We start from the raw sequence: 21789 nt of genomic DNA on the forward strand, positions 1-21789 counted from the left end.
AGGACAACGTTGATTAGTCAGCCTCACAAGACATCTGGTATGAAAGTCGTCCTGATTGGTGTCGGGCAGGCTGGCGGGAAAGTAACCCAGTCGCTTGCCCAGTTCGATTACGACATGGGGTTCGACGCTGTCCGGGGGGCCCTCGCCGTTAATACGGCGCGAGCCGACCTCCAGAACCTCGATATCGACACGGCCCTCATCGGACAGGACCGCGTGAAAGGTCACGGCGTCGGCGGTGACAACGAACTCGGGGCCCAGATTATGCAGGAGAACGCCACCGAGGTGCTCGACGAACTCGACGGGCGCATCACGACCGAGGCCGAGGCCATCGTCGTCGTCGCCGGACTCGGCGGTGGCACTGGCTCTGGCGGCGCACCGATGCTCGCCCGCGAACTCAAGCGCATCTACGAGAAGCCGGTGTACGTCCTCGGCATCCTCCCCGGCCGGGACGAAGGCGGTCTGTACCAGGCAAACGCCGGTCGCTCGCTCAAGACCGCCGCCCGCGAGGCCGATTCCCTCCTCCTCGTCGACAACGACGCCTGGCGGGGCAGCGGCGACAGCGTCGCTGCCGGGTTTGAACGCGTCAACGACGCTATCTCCCAGCGGGTCGGCCTGCTGTTTGCCTCCGGCGAGGCTGTCGAGGGAGTCGGTGAGAGCGTCGTCGACTCCTCGGAGATCATCAACACGCTCAGGGGCGGCGGCATCGCCTCCATCGGCTACGCCAGCGCCGAGGCCAGCGAGGACGCCGGCGAGAACGTCAACACCATCACCAGCGTCACCCGGAAAGCCCTCCTCACGAGCATGAGCCTGCCCAACGCGGTCAAGGCCGACTCGGCCCTCCTCGTCGTCGCGGGCGACCCCGAACGCCTCTCGCGGAAGGGCGTCGAACGAGCGCGCCGCTGGGTGGAAGACCAGACCGGGAGCATGGAGGTCCGGGGCGGGGACTTCCCGCTCGGCTCCGACAAAATCGCGTCGCTCATCGTCCTTTCGGGCGTCGAACGGTCCGAACGGGTCGACGAGTTCATGAAGCGCGCCCGCGAGGCGGCCGACTCCCAGGGCGGGACGACCGACCCGGACGAGTTCACAAACGACAAACTGGACGGACTGTTCTAAACTGTTTTCGGCGCAGATACCGGAATTACTCGACTGAGACGGCAGCCTCAGGCGAGGCTGCTACCGTCGAACTTCGCGCGGTCGAAGTCGTGGTCGAGCAGGTCGAGAACGGTCGGCGCGATGTCGTAGAGGTCGGCGTCTTCGATGCGAACGTCCGGGTCATCAACCAGGAGCGTCGCGTTGTCGAAGCTGTGCATGCCGTTTCGCGGCCCGACACCGAAGACGTCATCGGAGCCCTTGAATCCGGCCTTCAGGTCGAACCCGTGGTTCGGAACGACGGTGAGATCCGGTGCGATGTCATCGTGGTCGCCGCGGAAGGCGTCTTCCTTGGTCACGACACGGTCGGCGACCTTCTTGCCGTCCGGGCCTTCCAGCGATTCGAGTTTCTCCTTGAGGTCCGCACGGACGGACTCGTACTCGGATTCGGGAACGCTGCCGTTCGGTTCGCGGCCCTCCAGATTAATGTAGAAGCGGCCGGGGATGAGCGAGTAGGCTTTCGTGTCCTCGCTGATGTCGCCGAGTTCGGAATGGTCGTCGGTCGCATAGTCGAGCCACCCCTCCTGCTGGAGCCACTCGTTGAAGTGAACCTCGTAGTCGAGGGAGGTGAAGCCGTGGTCCGAGGCGACGACCATCGTCACGTCGTCGGGGAGTCGGTCGCGTAGGTCACCGAGATAGGCATCGACCTGCTTGTAGAACTCGAAGAACGCCTCCTGGTTCTCGCCGTCGCGCTCGTAGTCCTTGAACAGGAAGTGGTTGACCCGGTCAGTGGTCATGAATACCCCGAAAAACAGGTCCCAGTCGTCCTGCTCGACGTAGTGTTTGAACGCTTCGTAGCGTTTTTCTAGCGTCTTGTGGGCGTCCTCGACGAAATCGCTCTTGTCGTCGTCGTGGCCGAGTTTGGCGTTGACGTCGATCCGGTAGTCGCTGTCCTGAAGGTGATCTCGGAGTTCGTCCGGGTAGGCGGCCTTGTCCACGCCCGGTGAGAGGAAGCCCGACACCATCCGCTGGACGTTCCGCTGTGGCGGGAAGGTAACCGGCACGTTCAGAACCGTGGCATTGCGGCCATCGTCGGTGACGCGGTCCCAGAGGCGCGTCGCCTGCACGTCACGCCCCATCGGGACGTAGGTGTCGTATGACCCGACCTCGCGGTCCTGAAAGCCGTAGACACCCGTTTGTCCGGGGTTAACGCCAGTCGTCAAAGCCGGCCAGCAGGCGCTAGACTCGGGCGGGACGATGCTGTCAATGGGGCCGGCGCTTCCGTCCGATGCCATCTCCGTGAGGTTCGGGAACACGTCGGGGTGTTCGTCGATGAGGCTGAACGGTACGCCGTCAATGCCGAAGAAGGCAACACGCGGTGCGTCGTCTCCCTTCAATCGGTCGAATAATCCCATACGACCCGTTAGTCAGGTCAGGAACAAGAAACTTCTTTTCGGAGCCGCGTCACCGAAAGCGGCAAAACCATCGATACAGCCCACGCTCAGGACGACTGGTCCGCGTTCTCCGGAACCACGGTCAGATGTGCGATTCCGGGTGTCGACCGCCGCTCGACTCGCGGAACGACAGTCGTGTGGTCCAGCGCCGCGTCGGTGTCATCAGTAGCCATACACATATCGATAGTAGTTACACGGACAAAAAATTACCCATGCTCATACATAATCGGAGACACCTGCCGGTATTACTTCTGGAAATACGGCGGCGGTGGAACAAAACCGCAAAAATGTGGTCCCGGAAGCGTCAGTTGAACTCTTCGTCGTACAGTTCCTGGGCGTGGACAATAGCGTCCTTTGCGGCTTCTTTGTCCTCCCAGCCCAGCGTTTCGACTTCTTTGCCTTCTTCGAGGTTCTTGTAGGTCGAGAAGAACTCGTCGATCTCGTCGAGGGTCTGCTGCGGGATGTCGTCGAGGTCCTCAATGTGATCGTAGCGCGGGTCCTCGATCGGAACTGCGATGACCTTATCGTCTTGCTCGCCGTCGTCGTCCATCTTCATCAGGGCCACGGGACGGGCCTCGATGACACAGCCGGGGAACGTCTGGTCTTCGACGAGGACTAACACGTCGAACGGGTCCTCGTCGTCGTAGTACGACTGCGGGATGAAACCGTAGTCAGACGGGTAGTGAACGTTCGAGTGGAGAACACGGTCGAGGACGACACCAGGGATGTCCTTCTCGTATTCGTACTTGTTACGCTCGCCTTTCAGGCACTCGACGACAGCGTAGATCTCTTCGGGCGGGTTCGGTCCAGTTTCCAGGTCTTCCCAGAGGTTCGTCATCACCGGCGACTGCGCGACGCCGTCAAAAAATCCTTTCGTAATAGCCACAGCTATTCGGTATTATGCGCTATATAACCCAATAATATCTAACTATAGATATATTCTTAGATTACACTTACTACCTGTAAACGACAATCTGAAAGCAGATTAATCGGAAACTCAATTTAACTGAACCCATATAATATAATTTTCTCGATATTATTGTACCTGCTAGTTGTGTGGTGGTTAATGCCCCACAGCAGGCGTTGTGCGCCAGAGTTAACAAGTGTTAAATAGCTTGCTGACATTTACTTAACTATGTCAGAGGCACAAACAGTTACTGACAGTCCGGGCATCGCAAAAGAACTTACCGCTTTTCAGCAGAATATCCTGGTAATACTCGCTGAAGAGCCACGGTATGGTCTCGCTATCAAGCGCGAACTGGAAGAATACTACGACGACGAAGTCAACCACGGTCGCCTGTACCCGAACCTCGACGACCTCGTCGAGATGGGGCTCGTCGAGAAGAGCGAGCTCGACAAGCGAACGAACCAGTACTCCCTGACTGAGTCGGGCAAGGACGCAGTCCTCGACCAGCTCGGATGGGTGTTCGGGAAGTTCATCTCCGACGACGGACGAGCCGACGAACTCCGTGATCTGATCACGGCACAGCAGTAGACTCGCATCTGGGCACCTGCGAACTACTGTTAATCAATTCTTAATGCGAACCAAACGCTGACTACCGGCGGGTATACCGAACGGTTACACGTCGGGGACACGGCCACCGGCTTCTTCGACAGTGAGACGGATCGACTGGTCGAGGACCGACTGTTGTTCCGCAGTTGGCCACGCGTTCCGTCGGACGTAGTCGTCCCGAAACTCCTGAATTTCGTCCGGTGTCGCCTCCGAGATGGGTTTCGCGTAGTGGTTACCCATGAAATCGGCGAGCAGCTCCGCGTTGGCGCCGTGTGTCTCACCGTGTGTTTCGGTCACAGCTTCGACGACGGCTCGGTTTGCAGCGTCGATCTCCGCCCACTCGTCCGGGTCGCCGGGACCCGAAAGCCGTATCTCGACGCCACGGTCGATGTCGTCGACCCGCTCCGGACGGATGACGCCGTCATCGACCCATTCGACGGGATGGCAGACGAGCACGTCACCCGTCTCGTCGTTCCTGATGCGGGCAGTGTAGTCGTACTCGGCGAGGATTTCGTCGCGTTCGGTCCTGTAGGCGTCGGCCTCGGCATCGTCGACCGCCTCGCGAGCGAGTCTGGTCAGCCGTTCGGCCTGTTCGGTCACATCTGTCGGCAGGTCAGTCATCGTCGAGTGCGTCGTTAGCTAGTTCGTCTGCACGGTCGTTTATTTCCCGCGGAACATGCTCGATCTGCCAGTCGTCGAAGTCGGTCAGCAGTTCGCGCACGCGGACACGGCTTTCGCGCAGGTCTGGGTCGTTCGTATCCCACTCGCCACGAACCTGTTTGACGATAAGCTCTGAGTCACCCCGGATATGGACATCGTCGAATCCGTAATCGCGTGCGACTTCAACCGCGCGGATGAGCGCCTTGTACTCCGCCTGGTTGTTTGTCGCCGTTCCTATCGTTTCTCCACCCTCCGTGACAATCCCGCTGTCGTCAACCAGCACGTAGCCGACTGAGGCCGGTCCCGGGTTTCCCCGCGATGCGCCATCAAAATATGCATGGACGCGCCCGCCGTCAGTGCCGCGCAGCAGGGCCTCAAGTCGTGCAGTCCCCTCACCCTGTACGACGACTTTTCCGTCGTAGGCGACCGCCGTCGCGCCGCCGTATTCGACGCGCCAGCGCTCGTGGTCGGTGTTTCCCGCGTCAATGTCGAGTCCCGCATCCGCCAGACGCTCGCGGGCCGTCGTCTCATCGCATTCGATGACCGGCATTGTCCGAGGGTGGCTGACCCGTCGGTATAGACGTTGTGGTCGGCCCGTCAGTTTCCGGCGTTTCTGCTGATTCGCTCGGCACCGGTCTGTCGACCCTCTTCACCGCCGAGTACCCGACCGAGAACACCGACCAGCCCGCCGACGGTGACAACGGCTCCGGCGGCGAACATTATCGACAGGATTGGGTCGACAGGCTCGATGAGGATGGGTGAGAGAAACAGGACAATCCCGGACAGAATGGCTATCGCCGCTGCAACGGGGCTTACCTGTTTCCCCGACGAGACGCGGTAGGTGGAGTGTGCGAGCGTGAGGGCCGCGAGTTCTCCGACGAGAAGGTTGACCAGCGCCTGCTGGTACGCGACGGGAATGACGGCAGAGACGAATACGACGACCATGCTGACCAGCGTCGCGCCGAGGAGGAACCACTTCGTTGTATCTACCATGATTTATATCACCTGTTGTTACTCAATCCAACCCTGTAAGAGTTGCTCTCCCACGGACCGCCGGAAAGGTTCTTATCGGGGAGGACCGAAGGCGTGACAGATGCAACTCGACGAGTTCATCGAGGGGTTCGAGGAGGACGAAGCCGCACAGCGGCGCCGCCTTGCGGCGGAGAAATCCTACGCCATCACGGACCACCTCGAAGACGTCGAGCAGCAGTTCGAGGCAGCAGTGCAGGGCGATTCGCTGTTCGGATCGACGGCCCCCGAGATATTCGTCGGTCGGTCGGGGTACCCCAACGTCTCAACGGGCCTGCTCTCTCCAGTCGATACCGACGCCGCCGCTGCCGGGTTCGCGACCAGCGGCGACTGGTATCAGGAGGGGCTTGGCATCGAGGACGTCCTCCAGCGCCGGACCGGCATGGTGAACTCCACCCAGACCACGTCAGTCGATTCGGTCAGCGCCGGTGGTGGGCGCGGTACCAGCGGGGTCCACGACGTCTGGAACGGTTTCGTCGGCGTCCAGCGTGAAGTCGCCATCGCGGACCATCCCGTCGACGTGGAGGTGGGTCTCGACGGCACTCCCGAGATGGATGTGAACTTCGACGACGTTGGGACGCCAACGGGGCCACGGGCACACGCGACGGGTGCGGACCTGGCGGAGAACCCCCACGTCCCCCGGCCCGTCGAAAAGACGCTGTCGGACGACGACTGGCGCGCGGAGGGTGCGATGGCGTACCTGTACCGCCGCGGGTTCGACGTGTACGATATCAACACCATCCTCTCGGCAGGCGCGCTCGGGCAGGCCAGCGAGCGGTCGCTGGTGCCGACACGGTGGTCGATCACCGCCGTCGACGACACGGTCGGGCAGTACGTCCGCGGGACGCTCCGCAACGCCGACACCATCGATAAGCCGGAGTTGTGGTACAACGAGTACATGGGAAACCGCTACTGGGTGGTGCTTGCGCCCGGCCGCTGGGAGTTCGAACTCGTCGAGATGAAAGCCCCCCAGAGCGTCTGGAACCCCCGTCCCGAGACGGGCTACTACATGTCTAGCGCTCACGAGGGCTACGAGGGACGGACCGCCTATGTCGAGGAGACTGCGGGAGCGTACTACGCGGCACGCCTCGGTGTCCTCGAACACCTGCAGGAGCGCGACAAACAGGCGAAGTGTCTGGTGCTGCGGGAGATCACCGACGACTACTGGGCCCCGGTCGGCGTCTGGCAGGTACGCGAGGGTGTCCGCAACGCGTTCGACGGCGAACCCGGGACCGCCCAGTCCTTCAAGGAGACGCTGACGGCCATCGCCGACCAACTCCCCGTCACCCTCGGGCAATTACGGCGCAAGTCCGAACTGGTCGCCGGGCTCCAGTCGCAGTTAAGCGATTTCTAACAGCGCTTCGCGTTGCGGTAAACGACCCGTATCCAGCAACCGTTATCGGCGTCGCCCGCTGTCACCGTCACCGGCGTCGTCCCAGGCTGAAGTGCCGAATCCGCTCTCGTCGGTGTCGTCGCTCCAACTCGGTTGGTCAGTATCGCTGTCTCCTATCGGTTCATCCACGCTCGGAGTGGTCCCTGTCGTGGCTGGCCCGGACCCGTGTGTCCCGCCGGTCGCAGTCGTGGGTGCGAGCGGCGGTTCGCCGTACTCCTCCTCGTATGCGTCCGCGAAGCCACGCCCCCAGACGTACATGATGGCCGACTGGCCAACGAACGCGAGGAACGGAACCGCGAGGTAGCCGACGATGGTGAATCCCAGAATGGTCGCTCCAACGGAGACGATGACGTTGACCGCAAACGCCATCACCACAGCCATCAGCATTGTTCGGCTCGTCCCGACAGACGAGAGAACATCCCGGTCAAAACCCGCAGCGATACTATCAGCCCGGACGAAGTTCCCTGTCGCGACGGGCAGTATCACTGCCATTGCGAGAACGCCGATAAGGTAGAGCAAGGCGGCGACGAGAAAGCCCACGAGCAGCAATCCTTCAGAGCCGCCGAGTCCACCGCCGATCACCAGCAGGCCCGGGACAGCAAGCGCGAGCGTGAGCAACAAACCGTACCCCATAACGACAACGGTATGTCGAATTCCGTCAACGGTTATGTCGGTCAGATCCAGTTCGTCCCAGGCCGGCGGCGTGTCAGTCTCGCCCCTGAGGACCCGGCGCATCACTTCGAGCATGTATCCCTGAAACGTGAACAGCGGAACGATCAAAAAGCCGAAAAACAGTACAACCCCACCGAGGGCAACGCGTTTGACCCAGTCGTCGCCCTGTGTCTGGTAGCGAAGTGCGTCCTCTATCATGTTCAGTCAGTCTTGAGATAGGTCAAATAAGTTGTGTAATGATTGAAAGCTGCGACCCAGACATCGCAGCTCTTGGACCAATTCAGCACGGGCAACGGCGTGGCTCAGGGTCGGTCAGTCCCGTGTGGCGAGACCTCAACAAACGCCGGGGTATCGACACCTCCAGCGCAAACTGGGCATCCAACAACCAACAGGCGCTCGCGGACGCCACCGTCGACCGTTGCACACGCATCACAGTTCGGGCACGTGAAGCGGTACTCCGGCATATACTCAGGCACGGACTTGGATAGCCGAAGGAACTGTCCCCTCAATGTGAAGGGTCTATACGCACGTGAGAGCGTCCCGCTCGCCAACCGCGACTGCCGTACGGTAGACGGTCTCAGATATATAGCCCACAATAGTGGTCTTAGGAAGGATTATTCCACTCGCTCGGTACGGTTACACGATGACTGATACGCCACTGAAGTTCGGATTCGTCTGCGTCCAGAACGCGGGCCGAAGCCAGATGTCCGCAGCGTTTGCCGAGCGGGAGCGCACCCGTCGCGGACTCGAAGATGCGGTCGAAATCCTGACCGGAGGCACAGACCCCGCGGACGAAGTGCACCCGGAGGTCGTCGAAGCGATGGGTGAACTCGATATGGACCTCTCTGACCGGGTTCCGCAGGCAGTTTCGAACGACGAACTCAACGAGTGTACCGTCGTTGCGACAATGGGATGTTCGACGCTTGAACTCGACGCCGATGTCGCAGTGCGCGACTGGGCGCTAGAGGACCCGCACGGGCAGCCAATCGAACAGGTCCGGGAAATCCGAGATGCGATCGAGAAGCGTGTCGCCGACCTGTTCGACGAATTCACCGACAGCAGTATCAGTTGAAACGAGTGACACATTGAGCGCACTGCTCTCGTGCGATCAGGTGTACATTGAATTTCAGTGGCTACTATAACCGATACCTGCTGCAGACGCTGAAGTTAGAGCGGTCCGATGCGCCGGCCGAGTCGCCTTAGTCCTTGACTGCTGACTACCACTCGACGTACGTGAGATACTCGACCTGTTCGTACGCCAGAAGCCACGTCCCGTAGCTATCTGTGACCTCGATCCCTTCGTGTTCCCGAATGCGGTCAGTGACTGACCGGAAGGCCTCGTCATCCTGAAAGTAGCCGCCGTCAATCGCTTCTTCAACGACTTCTCGTTCGGCTTCGGAAAGGCCCGTAAGGGTGAACAGGTACTGGTCTCGGATCTGGTCAGCAAACGAGTCGACACCCGACGCAACTTCCGTCGCTTCGTACCGGTATTTCGTCTCTGTTGTCGTTCGTGTGCTGACCGTCACCCGGTAGCGGTCGCCGTCGTGGACGATAATATCGTACTGGCGCTCCGGAACGAACACCGACCCGTCACCCACTTCCGCGGCGGTTCCGTATCCGATACCCACATCGTATCCGTCCCCGCTGGGCGGGTTGTCGTCTGAAATAATTGGGTCAAGGCGCTGGCGGTCCACCGCCGGTAGCTCCTCATAGGCGATTTCACCGATTTCAGCCGTCGAATCAGCCGGGTCGAAATCGATTCGCACCTCGTACACCGTCACTTCGTTGCTCTCAAGTGGCGTCTCCGAAACTTCGTAGAAGGTCTCATCGATCCGGACGGTATCTATCTGGTCGAACAGTTCGTTTCGGCCCCGGCGCGTCGCGGAGCCGTTTTCGATGGCCGCTGAGACAACCGTGTATTCCGCCGATTCGGAGTCAGGCGATATCGAAACTTCGTCGGCAATATCGGTCGCTGTCGCGTCGTCCATGTCCAGCACGACGGAGGGATGGCCACAACCAGCGACAGCAGCCGAGAGGAGGACTGTGCCGCCCGCGAGGAACTGGCGTCGTCGCATACAGCTACTGACAGACAACTGGAAGGAAAGTCTTCCGGGCTGGGCCTGTTGTGTCACCCCCGGTAATCGCTATGAACAGAGTGAGCGTGCGCACTGACTGGCAGGATGTCTACTCACTTCTGCTAGTGGTCGTTCCCCCGTGTGAAATACCGCAAATATGATGAAATCGGTGTGGATGGTTCGCCGAAACGGAGCCGAGGGACCAGCTTATTTTTCCACAACCCAGACCATCTCTTTTGCCCCGTCTTTCAGCGGTTGCCAGTCAAAGCCGCCATAGCCAGTCCAGTCGCTCCATCCGGTTGTCTCCAGAAGGAGCTCGAACTCTGACTTCGAAAGGAGGGCCAGTTGAAACGTTGCCCGTCGAACCACATCTCCGTCGTGTGCAATCGTTCGCTCCGTTTCGACAGTCTGCGCAACTTCGTCGACAAGCCGGGATATGTTGGTGACAACGTATTCCTCGCCCTGATATGTCACAGACCGTGTTTGTGGCTCGTCATAGGATTGGGAGATCAGATCGAAACTCGGGACAAAGAAGTTCAGGACAAGTCGTCCATCCGGCGCGAGAGCCTCGCGGAATTGTCGGAGCGCCGCCTTCTGCTCCGCTACTGTGACGTTATGGAGGAAGGTGCGGAACGGGACGATAATGAGTTCGTACTTCCGGGAAGTAGCAAAGTCAGTCATATCGGCTTGCCTGACAGCGGGTGTGAGGCCAGCTTCGTCGGCTTTCTGCTCTAGAACCTCAAGCATCTCCGCAGAGATATCGATACCGTCCGCATCTACACCAGCCCGGAGGAGTTCAAGATAGATGCGGCCTGTTCCACAACCGACTTCGAGAACCGGGCCATCGGTCTCTGCGGCCAGATCAACGTAGAACTCAACATCGCCGATTTCCTGATCCTCGTAATTAGCATCGTAAAAGCCCGCCCACTCGTCGAAAAAGTCTTTTGCGAGGTCCATACGTTCGTCACGGTGGGACGGCCTCATGGTATTATCGGTGGTATGTCATGTGATGTCTCTTTAGACAACGCCGAACGCACCCGTAGCTGTTCAACACTGTGTGTGGTCGTCTGGTCAATTTCTTCCGTCACCAGTTCCGAGCAAGGCCAGAAGCGCCGGTTTACCGTCTAATAGGGTGCAGCTTCCACGTCGCAGCTTTGTTGGCGTACGTCTCTCGGGACTTCGAGCTGGTCACCGGAACCACCTCGTGAGAACAGCCTGAGCCGTAGTAAACGCCAGACGGCGGCAGGGTCCGCAAGGTTCCCTTGCGAGTTGACAGAGAATTCCTTCAACGGCACTTTTCAATTCCGCCGAAATCAGCGAACTACAGCGCTGTAGCTCCGGTTTCGGTAAAGCCAACAACGGGAAGAACTCGGTATGGGCCAACGCGGATTTGAACCGCGAACCTCCCGGTTATCAGCCGAGCGCTCAACCTGATTGAGCTATTGGCCCAACGCATTCTTTTGTACCCGAGGGGTATTGAAAAGGGTAACGTTTCGCGGCCGGTTAGGGATGTGAAACCGCGTCAGGGCTTCAGTTTTCGTCGCTATCGTCGAAGTCGACGTCAGTGGCTTCGGTGGGGTCGAAGGAGGTGCCGGAGCCGGAACCGGACCCCGAACTGGGGCCGCCATCTGGACCGGTCGCACCGGGGCCGGCCGGGCCGTTCTCGTCGTTAGGGAACCCGCCGACGTACACCTGGCCGCTGGCGAAACCGCTGGTCTTGGCATCGATGTAGGGCCGGACGACCCAGCGGCGCGTGGCAGCGCGGACGGGGTACCGGGTGAACGGCACCGCGAGCAGGAGGCCAACGAAGTCCGTCACTAGGCCGGGGGTGAGGAAGAACGCGCCAGCGGCGATAAGGAGGCCGCCGTCGATGAGTTCGTCGGTCGGGAGTTCGCCGACGGCGAGCCGCTGTTGTATCTTCCGAAGCGTCGCACGGCCTTCGGCGCGGACCAGCAGCATGCCAACCAGCGCCGTCAGAACGACGAGGGCGACCGTCACGAGCGAGCCGAGGAACGGTATCGCGACCGTCACCAGTAACACGATGTCGAACAGCGGGATGAGCAGCAATAGCCCGATGACCCGGAGCATACGACTGCTTGCAGGCCCGCCCCCAAACGCCTTTCGAGAGCAGGACCGAGCTGTCGACCGCCGGCGTAGCGGGTCAGCGTTCCCGCAGTCGGACTTCGACGGGGTCTGTGGGACTCAGTGTAATCTGCATCGCCAGCGACAGCGGCGGTTCGGTGACTGCTTCGACGGCGTACTGTTGGGCGATGGTTGCCAAGGCGAGTTTGGCCTCCATCCGGGCAAAGCGCATCCCGATACAGTGGCGCGGACCGCCGCCGAAGGGATAGTAGGCGTAGTCCGGGAGCGACGCTTCGAGGTCGTCGTCCCACCGTTCGGGGCGGAAGGCGTCGGGTGCGTCGTACCACCGGTCGTCCCGGTGGACGAGCCACTGCGGGAGAGTGAGCTGGGCGTCCGTCGAGAGCTCGTACCCTCCGAGCGTCACCGGCTCTGTCGGCTGGCGAAACACCGTGAACGCGGGCGGGTACAGCCGCAGGACTTCATTCAGCACGGCATCGAGATACGGCAGTTCGAACAGGTCCTCGGGCGTCGGCTGGCGCTCCCCCAGCGTTGCGTCGAGTTCGTCGTGCAGGCGCTGCTGGCGCTTCGGATTGTTTGCCAGCAAGAACCAGGCGTAGGTGAGCGTCAGCGCCGTCGTGTCGTGACCGGCGACCAGAAACGTCAGGAGCTGGTGACCCAGTCGCTCGCGGTCCATCGTCTCGTCGTCGAGCGAAAGCAGCAGGGAGAGTACGTCGTCGCGTGCCTCGCGGGCGTGCTCGTCTTCACGCTGACGGGCGGCGATAACGTCGTCGAGCGTGGACTGGAACTCGGCCAGCGAATTAGTGACGGCGCGGTTCGTTCCGGTCGGAACCCACAGCGGGAGGTACGCCGACAGCGACCGCGGGTCCAGTCGCGTACGTAGCGCGTCGAGTAGCGGTTCCAGCGCGTCAGCAGTCGTCTCGATATCCACGTCTAGCAGCGTCTTGCCGAGAATGTTCAGCGTCAGCGACTGCATGTGTGGGAGGACATCGATGCGCTGGCCGTCGCTCCAGCCCGCCGCCGTCCGGTCAGCGAACTCAGTCATCGTGTCGCCGTAGGCGGCGATGCGCTCCCGGTAGAACGCCGGCTGGAGCGCCGTTCGCTGGCGTTGCCACTCCTCGCCCTCCAGCAGGAACAACCCCTCGCCGATGAACTGCCCGAGCGTATCCTGAAGGAGTTGTCCCTTCTCGTAGGCGTCAGCATCGGTTACCAGCACTTGCTCGACGAGGTCTGGATGGCAGACGAAACAGCCCGTCGTCCCGGCCACGTTGTACCCCACGACGTCGGCCTCGTGGGCACCAGCGCGGTCATAGAACCCCAGCGGGTCACGTAACATCGCGGCGGTGTTGTCGACGAACGGGACACGGCCGAGACGGGGTGGCTGGTCGCCCGGCGTGACCGGCTCCGGTGGTTTGGGAATCGCCTGCTGGGTATCCATCGCCCACGCTTGGACCGCGCCGCCAATCGGTCTTTCGCCGGGAGTGAGAGGGCCTTTGTACGCCCACCGCCCACACCCGGTATGGACGAATACGCACGCGACACGAAGGTCGAGTGGCGCGAGTGGGGCACAGCCCCGTTCGAGGACGCCGCCGAGTCGGGGAAGCCGGTACTGCTGGCGCTGACGGTTCCGTGGAGCGCCGAGTGCCGGGCGATGGACCGAGGTACGTATGGCGAGCCCCGCATCGCGGCCAACATCAACGACGGGTTCGTCCCGGTCCGCGTTGACGCCGACCGGAACCCACGCGTCCGGGAGCGGTACACGATGGGTGGATTCCCGTCGACGGTGTTCCTGACTCCTGAGGGCGAGGTCATCACCGGCGCGACGTTCCTCGGGCCGGACGGGTTCCGCGGTATTCTGGACTCCGTCCGGGAGTCGTGGGACGCCCAGGGCGCGGCGGCGGGCTCGATTCCCCGGCAGCTACAGGACGAATCGCCGCCGACTGGCGAACTCCGGCCGCGCATCGAGGAACACATGGTCGAACAGTTGCTTGGCGCGTTCGACGACGAGTTCGGCGGCTGGGGAACTGACGTGAAGTTCCCGCTGCCGCGGACCGTAGAGTTCGCCCTTGTCCGAGCGCGGGACCAGGCCACCCGGACACTCGAAGCGATTCGGACACACCTGCTCGACACCTACGACGGTGGCTTCTTCCGGTACTCGACAGAGCGCAGCTGGGGGAACCCCCGGCGTGAGAAGCTACTGGACGAGAACGCTGCCCTAGTCCGGGCCTTCGCTCACGGCTACCGGTACACTGGGACTGAGGCGTACCGGGACGCCGCCCAGCGGACCGTCGACTACCTCACGACGACGCTGTGGGCCGGCGACGCGTTCGCCGCGAGCCAAGCCGGCTCGGACGAGTACTACCGGCTGGAGCCGACAGAGCGCGAAGGGACCGTGTCGCCGAACGTCGACGAGACAGTGTTCGCAGACCGCAACGGCCTCGCTATCGATGCCCTGCTGTGGGTCGCAGCCTACACCGACGACGAGCGCGCACAGCAGTACGCCAGTCGCGCGCGCGACGCCGTCTGTGAATCGCTTGTCGATGGCGGCGAGGTCGCCCACTACGACGGCGCGGACAGCGATACCGGTCTGCTGCTTGACCAGGCCCAGCTCCTCCAGGGCCTGACGACGAGCTGGCAGGTCCTCGGTGAACCGGGGCCGGCCAAGGCTATCGCCGACTGGACCATCGAAAACCGCCAGCAAGATGACGGCGCGTTCCGGGACGGTCCCGACAGCGGCGCAGGGCTGTGTACCCGCTCGCTCCACCCGCTCGACGCGACAGTGGAACTGGCTGACGCCCTTGTCGACCTCGCGGCACTCACCGGCGAGGGCCGGTACCGTAACGCAGCGCTTTCCGCCGTCGAGTCCTTCGCCGGCGCGGCCGAACGGATGGGCATCGAGGTCGCCGGCTACGCCGGCGTCGCGGCCCGCCTCCAGCAGCCCCAGACGCTCACGGTCGGCACCGAAGCGGGGACCGACCTCCACCGCGCGGCACTGCGACTGGCCGACCACGAGACCACCGTCGTCCCGGAGCCGGACGGCGACGGCACGGCGCGACTCCTCGACGGGGACGCTATCGTCGCCGAGGGAACGACGCCGACCGACCTCGAAGCCTCGATAACTGGCGAACGCTGACACGAACAACGGCAGCAAACGTGGACAAACGGTAAACCCCCGACAAGTTTTTGCACACGTACCCTGATGTATGGGTATGTCCAGTCTCAGAGATCTCGGCCTCTCCGAGTACGAAGCTAGAGCATACCGGTCGCTACTGGAAACGGGACCGACAACGGCCAAGGAACTGTCGCGGGCCAGCGACGTCCCGATGGGCCGCATCTACGACGTGCTCAACAGCCTCGAAACGTACAATCTCGTCCGCAGCCAGACCGCCAGCCGACCCAAGAAATACGTCGCCGTCGAGCCGGACACCGCCCTCGACCGCCTGCTCGAAGACAAGAAGCGCGAACTCCAGGAGAAGGTCGGCCAGTACGAGGAAATCGTCGACGACCTCTCGTCACAACTGGAGTCGGCAGACCCCGTCGAGGAGCCGTTCTGGACGGCTGCCGTCGGCCCCAACGACTCGCTTGACCTGTTGCTCGAACGGCTGGCTGCCGCCGACGACGAGATCATCATGGTCGGCTCGGCACCCGCCCGGCAAGTGGACATTCTTTCCGGCACCGAGCGGATCGTCGATGAACTCGAAGCGGCGCTGGAACGGGGCGTCGAGGTGTCCCTGCTCGTCCGACCGGATCTGTTCGAGAGCCTTCCCGAGGAGGCCAACCGCGAGTACTACGAGCGCCTCTTCCACTACGACAACTACAGCGCCCGCGCTAGCCCGAACATCAGGACCACGTTCGAGCTACTCGACGGCGTCGAGGTCTGTATCGAGGTCCCACACCCCCTCGGCCGCGAGGAAACCTTCGGCGTCATCGACATGAAGGACTCCGATTTCACTGCCGATATCAGCCAGGCCTTTGAAGAACACTGGGCCGAAGCGAAGCCGGTCGGCCCGCCGTAGCTGGGTCAGCAGAGAGTTAGAAACAGCGTCACAGACAGCGACCGCAATCTCGCGAGTCGCTACGCCTACGGCTTCGCCGTTCGTAACCGAGACGTGTTGCGTCTCGCGCTCCCCGCTCGAATTTCCGAGGACTTCGCTGCGCTCAGTCCTCGCTAACTTCCTGCCGCAGATCGCCCAGCTGCGCCACGCGCTCGGCGTGGGCATTGTGCTGGTGGATTGACTCGTCGTTGGACTGTTTCATCGTCACGACGGCATCGTCCGGCAGGTCCGGGAACGTCTCGACGACGCCCTCGGCGAGCGCACGAACGCAGTCCTCGACGAATTTGGCGTCCTTGTGGGCCTCGTAGGTCATGTGGTCCTCGTCGGGCCGCTTCGCGAGGTTGTAGATGCGGGCACTCATCGAGTCGCGGGCGACTTCGATGAGTTCGTTCAGGTCGACTTCGGGCGCGCCCTCGCTCTGGACTGTGAGCGTGGCGTGGCCGCGCTGTGAGTGGCCGGCCTGCGGGTTCGTTTCGAGGAACTCTTCGATGACATCGTCGTCGACATCTAGCTGCTGGAGCGTCTCGCGGGCACGGGAGGCTGACATCCCCTGGGAGCACGGGCAGACAGTCATCCCGGTGACGCGAGCGCCGATCTCCTCGCTCGTCCCGTCTTCGGTCGCCGTCGCCGAGGCGATGATATCGGCGGTCGACTGCGTCGGCATCCCGGAGGCCGGCGTGGACTCGTGTGTGACGTACTCCGCTTCCATCCGGACCTCCGCCTTCGTCGTGTAGTCGTGTTTCTCCAGCAGAAGTTCGGCGGCGTCGCCACAGACGTCCTCGACCCGATAGGCTTCCTCGGACACGGCGGTCTCCAGCGTCTCGTCGATGACCTCCATATTGCGGGACATATCGGCCCCCTTTCGCCAAGACGGCAGATCCACGAACACTTCGAACTCCGCCATGAGCACGATGGGGTCGCGGTCACGACGCCCCAGCTTGACGAGTTTCTCGACGCCCGTCACACCGACGCGATTGAGACCGACCGTTACGTCCGGACTCGACGCCTGCACGTCCGGGAGTTGCTGACTCATTGCCCTTCCTATGGAAGAGAATCGGTTAGTGCTTTCGAAAGGGTGGGAAGGTCGCCGTGAGCATCGCCACCGTAGAAACGACCCGCTCCGAACCGGGTCAGAGCTGTGTGTTGTCCGGCATCGATTCACCCGTCTCGAAGTCCCGGAACAGCAACTCGAAGTCAGTGGCGTCGAAGGAATCGGTGATATCGTCAAGCTCCGCCCGGACCTCCGCGAGTTCGGCCTTCAGTTCAGCGAACTCCTCGCTCTCGTCGAGGACGGCCTGTGGTTTCGACGATTCCAGTGCCGCGTATTTCGCCGTGAGCGAGTAGCACTCACGCAGGCGTTCCTCGTAATCGGCGTACAGGAGCAACTGTTCGATTGTCCCGAAGAGGTCCTCCTTCGACACCGGTTTGAGGACGTAGTCATCGAAAGGCATCTCGATGATGTCGAAGTCGGGGTCTACCGCGGTCACCATGGCTACGCGCGTATCGTAGCGTTTCTCACGGATCGCCGACAGCACCTCGTCGCCGGAAAGGTCCGGCATCCGCCGATCTAACAAGACAACGTCGACTGCGGAATCAAGCTTCGAAAGGGCGGCCTCACCGCTGTATACCGTCTCGACTGTGTACCGGTCCCGCAACTGTTCCGCGTACACGTCGGCCACGGCTGGTTCGTCGTCAACGACGAGGATTGTCGCTTGCCGACCCATTGTCATTAGCTAGCATGTTTAGAACAGAATTGCAAAAGGATTCCGGCTGTCCCAACTGGCTGCCTTATTATCCAGGCCCTACTGGCCGACGATATCGTCGTACCGCGCTCCGGTCTGTTTGAGCGTCGCCGTCGAGTAGAGCCGGTCGTGTTCGTAGGGGAGGTGTTCGGTGGCGAGTTCGTTTATCTTCTGGTCGACCACGCTCGCTTCGCGCCCGTGAATCATGGTAAAGAGGTTGTACTGCCAGTCCTGCTCCGGGCGGCGTGGCCGGTGATAACAGAGCGTGACGTAGGGGAGTTCCCCGACTGCCTGTCCCCGCTCGTCGAGGGCGTCGTCCGGCACGTTCCAGACGACCATACAGTTGTTGTCGAACCCGGTAACGATGTGGTTCACGACACAGCCGATGCGCTTGATACAGCCGGTCCGCTGGAGTTGCTTGATAGCCGAGAGTACTTCGGACACGTCGGCATCGACAGCGTCCGCCACGTCCCGGTAGGGCGTCGCGACGAGCGGGAACCCACTCTGGATTTCGAGCAATAATCGCCGGTCCAGTTCCGAGAGGTCGACGGCGGCGTCCTCGCTTATTCGCGTTGCACTGGCGTCAGTTGTCTCCAGACTCTCCCGGGCGAACCGGTCCCCATTGACGACCGGGAACTCCAGATCGATGTAGTAGTCTGTCAGCATCGGCAGGACGAGCACCGAGCAGCCGGTTTGCTCCTCGATCTCGGCCAGAATCTCGTCGCGTCGCTTTCGGGACCCTGCAGTGACGACGAACCACATGTTCCACTCGTGGTCGCGAGCGTAGTTGTGGTTCACCTGCCGGTACTCGTTGATTATTTCGGCGACCTCGTCGAACCGATCCTCCGGGGCACTGACAGCAGCAAGCGTCGAAGAGCCGATGACCGGCGGGTTCAGAACCGGGCCGAAGCGGCGGAAGATGCCGTCATCACGGAGCGTTTTGACCCGGTCAAGTGCTGTCCCTGCTGAGACCCCCAGCGCTTCACCGACAGCCTCGAATGGACGTTCCTGAATCGGGAAGTCACTCTGGAACTCGTCGATGAGCGCAGCGTCTACCTCATCGATCTGCTCGCGCCACTCGCCCGACTGGAGACTCATTGTATTCGGTTAGGAGTGTAGTCGTGTATCCCTTTCGGGACCGCAGCCAGTTCCCGCAAATTGAGAACGAAACGCAGGGGCTTTTGAACTCTGGCCCGAACACGTTTCCATGGCGCAAGCGACCCGGGAGTACGGCGAATGGCCGCTCAAACGACTCATGACGGAAGTCGTCGGCTCCGGTCACAAATCGGCCGACGATATGTCCCGCACGCAGGCCCGGGAGGCGTTCCGACGCATCCTCGGCGACGAACCCGACCACACGACGCTCGGCGCGTTCTGGCTCGCCAACCGCTGGAAGCGCAACACCCCAGAGGAACTGGCTGCCTATGTCGACGTGATGTCCGAGGAATCGGTCGAGACAGCCGCTCCGGACGCCGACCCGGTCGACTGCGGGGCCAACTACGACGGCAAAGGTCGGTCCGCGATTCTTGGCGTCGCCGCGGGCGTCGTCGCCGCCGCCGCGGGCACGCCCGTTGTCGTTCACTCCGGCGACCGCGTCCCCACGCAGAAACAGGACGCCTACAAGCACGTTCTGGATGAACTGGGCGTCCGAACGGAGATTGAACCGAGCGAAAGCGCCGATATGGTCGACGAGGTCGGCTTCGGCTTCTACTACCAGCCGGCGTTCAATCCCGGCATCGACGCCCTGTTCGAGCGCCGCGACAACATGGGCGTCCGGACCTTCGTCAACACCGTCGAGACGCTCGCGAACCCGGCCAACGCCAGCGTACATCTCGGCAGCTTCTACCATCTGGCCTTCGCGAAGAAGATGGTCCGAACGCTCGCACGATCTGAAACCAGCAGCGTCGAGCGTGCCCTGTTCTTCCAGGGAATGGAAGGCTACGACGACGTTCGCCCCGGCGAGACGGTCGTGGCCGAATGGCCCGTCACCGGCGAGGAGTCCGACGACGAGGACATCGCGGACTTCGAAATCCGTACCGGCGAGTACGGAATGGACATCGAAAGCGAGGACCTGCAGGTCGACGACATAGCCGAAGAGTCGGCGGCGATAACCGAGGCCGTGCTGGCCGGCGAGCGCGAGGACGGCTTCGCCGACGCTGTCGCGCTCAACGCCGCCCTCCGCATTTACGCCCGCGAGGACGCCAACAGTATTCAGGACGGCCTCGAACAGGCCCGTGAAGCGATTGCCGACGGCAGCGCAGCGGAGATACTCGACGACCTCCGGGCCTTCTAATCCGGCGACGGGGTACGGAGCGGAACCCACTTCTACCGAGCGGGCGAAGTGATTCTAATGGGACAACACGCCAGCGCTCGCGACAGCACTGCGTGGACAGTACCCGCATCAGAAACACCCGGCGTCCACGAGCTGGTCGACACCAACGGTATCAGGCTCCACACCGTGACCGCTGGGCCGCCGGACGGCGACCTCGTCGTCTTGTTGCACGGCTTTCCGGAGTTCTGGTACGCATGGAAACACCAGATCCCGGCGCTCGCCGACGCCGGCTACCGCGTGGTCGCGCCGGACCTCCGGGGGTACAATCACTCCGACAAGCCCAACGGCGTCGCCGCGTATCACATCGACGAGCTGGTCGCCGACGTCGCGGGTCTCGTTTCGGCGTTCGACCGCGAACAGGCCCACATTGTTGGGCACGACTGGGGCGGCGTCATCGCCTGGCAGACCGCCATCGACCGTCCCGATATCGTCGACCAGCTAGCGGTCCTGAATGCACCCCACCCGTCGGCGTACGAGCGAGAGCTCCGCCGCTCGTTCGACCAGGTTCTGCGGTCCTGGTACGTGCTGTTCTTTCAGCTTCCCGTCCTTCCCGAGGCCAGCCTCCGCTGGAAGGATTGCACCGTGCTGGAGCGCATCCTCGCTGACGGGCCGACCCGCCCCGACGCCTTCACCGATACCGACGTGACGCGGTACAAGCGGGCGCTCGGGCAGCCGGGCGCGCGCACGGCCGCAGTCAACTACTACCGGGCACTCGGCCGACGGAACGCAAAGCTGACGCTCACAGCAGGCGGCATCGGCGACCAGCCGGTGACAGCGTCGACGCTCCTTATCTGGGGTGTTCAGGACGACGCGCTCTCGCTCGCCCTGACTGAGGACCTCGACGAGTGGGTCCCGGACTGTCGAGTCAAGCGGCTCCCGGCGGCGAGCCACTGGGTTCAGTTCGACGCCCCCGAGCAGGTGTCGAAGCTGCTACTGTCACACCTGCCGTAGCCCGGAATAGCGAACAGCCGACACTCCCGCTCGCGTGGCGACGTGTCGGGCTCCCGCGACCCGCCACGCGACGGCTACTCAGATCATGGCGGCGATGGCCTCGTATCGGTACTTGAACTCTCGGTCAGTGGGCAAGCTTTTCTGCCGGGCTTCCCTCCGATTGAGTATGAGTGACCTGACTGCGACCCTCCACACGACAGAGGGCGAGATCGAAGTTGAACTGTACGACGAGCGCGTACCGACCACCGTTGAGAACTTCGTCGGCCTGGCCGAGGGTGCCGACGACTACGACGGGACCGAAGTCGGTCCGGGGACCGGTGCGTGGGAAGACCCCGAATCCGGCGAGAAGCGCATCGACCCACTGTACACCGACATCGACATCCACCGCATCATCGAGGACTTCATGATCCAGATGGGCGACCCGACCGGCACCGGCCGCGGCGGCCCTGGTTACTCCTTCGACGACGAGTTCCACGACGAACTCAGTCACGACGGCCCGGGCGTCCTCAGCATGGCCAACAGCGGCCCGAACACCAACGGCTCGCAGTTCTTCATCACGCTCGACGCCCAGCCCCACCTCGACGGCAAACACGCCGTCTTCGGGAAAGTCATCGACGGGATGGAGGTCGTCGAATCCATCGGCAGCGTCGACACCGACCGCAACGACGCGCCGACCGAGGAGATGCTGCTCGAATCCGTCGAGATTCACCGGTAACCACACAAC

23 protein-coding genes and 1 tRNA gene are annotated in these 21789 nt (G+C 62.2%); 9 read left to right on the top strand and 15 right to left on the bottom strand.

From position 1 onward, the window contains the following. The first annotated feature begins 39 nt into the window (after positions 1 to 39). A complete protein-coding gene (locus AV929_RS06880; protein ID WP_008310846.1) occupies positions 40 to 1113 on the top strand; it encodes a tubulin/FtsZ family protein in 1074 nt (357 codons plus the stop codon). A gap of 47 nt (positions 1114 to 1160) precedes the next feature. Here the strand turns inward: AV929_RS06880 and AV929_RS06885 are convergent, their stop codons facing one another. The 3 genes from AV929_RS06885 to AV929_RS06890 all read right to left on the bottom strand — a co-directional run bounded on the left by AV929_RS06885 (position 1161) and on the right by AV929_RS06890 (position 3381). Next, the gene (locus AV929_RS06885) at positions 1161 to 2504 is read right to left on the bottom strand and encodes an alkaline phosphatase family protein (RefSeq protein WP_014039532.1); all 1344 of its coding nucleotides are present in this window, start codon (positions 2502 to 2504) and stop codon (positions 1161 to 1163) included. Positions 2505 to 2590: 86 nt separating this feature from the next. After that, the gene (locus AV929_RS22760) at positions 2591 to 2716 is read right to left on the bottom strand and encodes a hypothetical protein (RefSeq protein WP_004593838.1); all 126 of its coding nucleotides are present in this window, start codon (positions 2714 to 2716) and stop codon (positions 2591 to 2593) included. A gap of 131 nt (positions 2717 to 2847) precedes the next feature. Continuing rightward, positions 2848 to 3381 carry an inorganic diphosphatase gene (locus AV929_RS06890; protein WP_004593839.1) on the bottom strand — a complete coding sequence of 178 codons (534 nt, stop codon included), beginning with the start codon at positions 3379 to 3381 and terminating at the stop codon, positions 2848 to 2850. A 297-nt stretch (positions 3382 to 3678) separates the two neighbouring features. Between AV929_RS06890 and AV929_RS06895 the strand changes: the two genes are divergently transcribed. Next, the gene (locus AV929_RS06895; protein ID WP_064287836.1) at positions 3679 to 4038 is read left to right on the top strand and encodes a PadR family transcriptional regulator; all 360 of its coding nucleotides are present in this window, start codon (positions 3679 to 3681) and stop codon (positions 4036 to 4038) included. 84 nt (positions 4039 to 4122) lie between these two features. On the opposite strand, the gene AV929_RS06900 is transcribed toward AV929_RS06895, so the two are convergent. From AV929_RS06900 to AV929_RS06910, 3 genes are read right to left on the bottom strand one after another with little or no spacing between them, the layout of a single operon-like run. Next, the gene (locus AV929_RS06900) at positions 4123 to 4677 is read right to left on the bottom strand and encodes a hypothetical protein (protein WP_064287837.1); all 555 of its coding nucleotides are present in this window, start codon (positions 4675 to 4677) and stop codon (positions 4123 to 4125) included. Then, a complete protein-coding gene (gene rnhA, locus AV929_RS06905; protein WP_014039529.1) occupies positions 4670 to 5266 on the bottom strand; it encodes a ribonuclease HI in 597 nt (198 codons plus the stop codon). Before rnhA ends, AV929_RS06900 begins: the two co-directional genes overlap by 8 nt. A gap of 47 nt (positions 5267 to 5313) precedes the next feature. Then, positions 5314 to 5709 (bottom strand): hypothetical protein, encoded by a 396-nt coding sequence (locus tag AV929_RS06910; RefSeq protein WP_008310867.1) that lies wholly within the window; start codon positions 5707 to 5709, stop codon positions 5314 to 5316. 100 nt (positions 5710 to 5809) lie between these two features. Between AV929_RS06910 and nreA the strand changes: the two genes are divergently transcribed. Continuing rightward, complete coding sequence (gene nreA, locus AV929_RS06915; protein WP_014039528.1) at positions 5810 to 7099, top strand: DNA repair protein NreA; 1290 nt, start codon at positions 5810 to 5812, stop codon at positions 7097 to 7099. 42 nt (positions 7100 to 7141) lie between these two features. Here nreA and AV929_RS06920 read toward each other — a convergent pair whose 3' ends face one another. Next, entirely contained in the window at positions 7142 to 8008 is an 867-nt protein-coding gene (locus AV929_RS06920) for a DUF4013 domain-containing protein (protein ID WP_014039527.1), read from the bottom strand. A gap of 445 nt (positions 8009 to 8453) precedes the next feature. Here AV929_RS06920 and AV929_RS06925 point away from each other — a divergent pair, with 445 nt between their 5' ends. After that, positions 8454 to 8882, top strand: coding sequence for a low molecular weight phosphatase family protein (locus tag AV929_RS06925; RefSeq protein WP_014039526.1), 429 nt, complete (start codon positions 8454 to 8456; stop codon positions 8880 to 8882). Positions 8883 to 9027: 145 nt separating this feature from the next. Here the strand turns inward: AV929_RS06925 and AV929_RS06930 are convergent, their stop codons facing one another. From AV929_RS06930 to AV929_RS06950, 5 genes are all read right to left on the bottom strand, one after another. After that, complete coding sequence (locus tag AV929_RS06930; protein WP_007189124.1) at positions 9028 to 9885, bottom strand: hypothetical protein; 858 nt, start codon at positions 9883 to 9885, stop codon at positions 9028 to 9030. Positions 9886 to 10092: 207 nt separating this feature from the next. Next, the gene (locus AV929_RS06935; RefSeq protein ID WP_064287838.1) at positions 10093 to 10842 is read right to left on the bottom strand and encodes a class I SAM-dependent methyltransferase; all 750 of its coding nucleotides are present in this window, start codon (positions 10840 to 10842) and stop codon (positions 10093 to 10095) included. 418 nt (positions 10843 to 11260) lie between these two features. Then, positions 11261 to 11334, bottom strand: a tRNA-Ile gene (locus AV929_RS06940). 81 nt (positions 11335 to 11415) lie between these two features. Then, positions 11416 to 11973, bottom strand: coding sequence for an FxsA family protein (locus AV929_RS06945; RefSeq protein WP_007189126.1), 558 nt, complete (start codon positions 11971 to 11973; stop codon positions 11416 to 11418). A 73-nt stretch (positions 11974 to 12046) separates the two neighbouring features. Further along, positions 12047 to 13423: a cytochrome P450 gene (locus AV929_RS06950; RefSeq protein WP_064287839.1), complete on the bottom strand. Its 1377-nt coding sequence runs from the start codon at positions 13421 to 13423 to the stop codon at positions 12047 to 12049. Between the two features lie 81 nt (positions 13424 to 13504). Between AV929_RS06950 and AV929_RS06955 the strand changes: the two genes are divergently transcribed. Both AV929_RS06955 and AV929_RS06960 read left to right on the top strand, forming a co-directional pair. Continuing rightward, positions 13505 to 15118, top strand: coding sequence for a DUF255 domain-containing protein (locus AV929_RS06955; protein ID WP_064287840.1), 1614 nt, complete (start codon positions 13505 to 13507; stop codon positions 15116 to 15118). Positions 15119 to 15194: 76 nt separating this feature from the next. Continuing rightward, positions 15195 to 16001, top strand: coding sequence for a TrmB family transcriptional regulator (locus tag AV929_RS06960; RefSeq protein ID WP_008310877.1), 807 nt, complete (start codon positions 15195 to 15197; stop codon positions 15999 to 16001). A gap of 142 nt (positions 16002 to 16143) precedes the next feature. Here the strand turns inward: AV929_RS06960 and mptA are convergent, their stop codons facing one another. From mptA to AV929_RS06975, 3 genes are all read right to left on the bottom strand, one after another. Next, complete coding sequence (mptA, locus tag AV929_RS06965) at positions 16144 to 17073, bottom strand: GTP cyclohydrolase MptA (RefSeq protein WP_008310878.1); 930 nt, start codon at positions 17071 to 17073, stop codon at positions 16144 to 16146. A 97-nt stretch (positions 17074 to 17170) separates the two neighbouring features. Then, positions 17171 to 17770, bottom strand: a complete 600-nt coding sequence (locus AV929_RS06970; protein ID WP_049942967.1) for a response regulator — start codon at positions 17768 to 17770, stop codon at positions 17171 to 17173. A gap of 72 nt (positions 17771 to 17842) precedes the next feature. Further along, positions 17843 to 18880 carry an AsnC family transcriptional regulator gene (locus AV929_RS06975; RefSeq protein ID WP_014039519.1) on the bottom strand — a complete coding sequence of 346 codons (1038 nt, stop codon included), beginning with the start codon at positions 18878 to 18880 and terminating at the stop codon, positions 17843 to 17845. A 109-nt stretch (positions 18881 to 18989) separates the two neighbouring features. On the opposite strand from AV929_RS06975, the gene AV929_RS06980 reads away from it, so the two are divergent. The 3 genes from AV929_RS06980 to AV929_RS06990 all read left to right on the top strand — a co-directional run bounded on the left by AV929_RS06980 (position 18990) and on the right by AV929_RS06990 (position 21780). Continuing rightward, the gene (locus AV929_RS06980) at positions 18990 to 20075 is read left to right on the top strand and encodes an anthranilate phosphoribosyltransferase (RefSeq protein WP_014039518.1); all 1086 of its coding nucleotides are present in this window, start codon (positions 18990 to 18992) and stop codon (positions 20073 to 20075) included. 57 nt (positions 20076 to 20132) lie between these two features. Next, positions 20133 to 21065: an alpha/beta fold hydrolase gene (locus AV929_RS06985; RefSeq protein ID WP_014039517.1), complete on the top strand. Its 933-nt coding sequence runs from the start codon at positions 20133 to 20135 to the stop codon at positions 21063 to 21065. A gap of 166 nt (positions 21066 to 21231) precedes the next feature. Beyond that, positions 21232 to 21780: a peptidylprolyl isomerase gene (locus AV929_RS06990; protein WP_014039516.1), complete on the top strand. Its 549-nt coding sequence runs from the start codon at positions 21232 to 21234 to the stop codon at positions 21778 to 21780. The last annotated feature ends 9 nt before the right edge of the window (positions 21781 to 21789 follow it).

It is taken from the genome of Haloarcula sp. K1, from assembly GCF_001647155.1.
GTDB lineage: Archaea > Halobacteriota > Halobacteria > Halobacteriales > Haloarculaceae > Haloarcula > Haloarcula hispanica.